General features: G+C 56.2%; 2 protein-coding genes. Both read left to right on the top strand.

The features are described from left to right. On the top strand, positions 1-927 hold a 927-nt coding region (locus ACVRRC_RS21730; protein ID WP_472997540.1), incomplete at its 5' end, for an alkene reductase. Between the two features lie 65 nt (positions 928-992). After that, positions 993-1,348 (top strand): DsbA family protein (locus tag ACVRRC_RS21725; RefSeq protein ID WP_472997539.1); only part of this gene is annotated, 356 nt, incomplete at its 3' end.

Genomic DNA, 1,348 nt, shown 5'->3' with positions numbered 1-1,348 from the left:
GAAGGCCGGGGTTACCTTTATACCCCTGGTATCTACAACGACGAACACGTCCAGGGCTGGCGTAAGGTGACACAAGCGGTTCACGCCAAAGGTGGCCGTATTTTCGCGCAGCTCTGGCACGTCGGCCGTATGTCTCACGTCTCTCTTCAGCCAGGCCACATAGCGCCGGTTTCAGCGGGCACCGTTCAGGCGGTCAATACCACCGTTTTTGCGCTGACTGAATCCGGAGAACCGGGCCCGGTTGTACCAAGCCAGCCACGCGCGCTGGAAACGCATGAAGTGAAACGCATCACTGCAGACTTCGTGCACTCCGCACGCCTGGCGATGGAAGCCGGCTTTGACGGCGTGGAAATTATGGCTGCAAACGGATTCATCTTTGACCAGTTCCTCAGTAGCGAACTGAACACCCGCACCGACGAATACGGCGGCTCGGTGGAAAATCGTCAGCGTTTCCTGCTGGAGACCATTGACGCCGTGGCGGAAGCCGTGGGTAACAGCCACGTTGCCGTGCGCCTGTCACCGTTCGGCCGCATTTATGACCTCGCGCCGTATGAAGGTGAAGAGCAAACCTGGTCAGCCATCACCGACGCGCTCGGTCAGCGGGAACTGGCCTACGTACACCTTTACTATCAGCCGGTGTACACCAAAGCGCCACTTCCGGAAGGCTTCCGCCGCCGTTTTCGCAACACGTTTAAAGGCACCATCATCGCTGCCGGCGGTTTTACCCGTGATATCGCAGAGCAGGCTCTGGAAGATGATGAGCTGGATCTGGTGGCATTTGGTGTGCCCTACATCGCTAACCCGGATCTGGTTGAAAGAATGCAAAACGGCTGGCCACTGGCAGAAAGTGACCGCGCCACCTACTACGGCGTCAGTGGTTCCCCGGAAAAAGGCTATACCGATTACCCGGTCTGGCAGGCGCAATAAATCCCATACGGTCGCGGTTCTCTGATAAGTGAGATCCGACCGCCCAACGTCTTTGAGGAATCATTATGCAAACGCTGAAACCCACCCTTACCATCGATATCTGGTCAGATTTGGTCTGCCCGTGGTGCTGGATTGCTAAAAAAAGATTTGAACAGGGTCTGAATCGCTTTGAATTTCGCGACCAGGTGGTGATCCGCCATCACAGCTACCGTCTGGCCGGTGGTACTCCCGCGATACCTTTTAAGGATGCCATCGTTAAAAAGCTGGGCAGTCAGCATTCAGCGGAACTGATGATGAATCAGGTGGGCCCCTCGGGTAAATCTGAAGGTCTGATCTACAACTTCGACGGCAAGCTGTTTGGTGATACAGAAGATGCACACCCCCTGCTCGTTGCCGCGCGTAAGGCCGGAATTGCGGACGC

This window comes from Stutzerimonas sp. LR2 (assembly GCF_055755175.1).
Note: the sequence above shows the minus strand (reverse complement) of the source record. Positions and strands in the feature narration are given on the sequence as shown.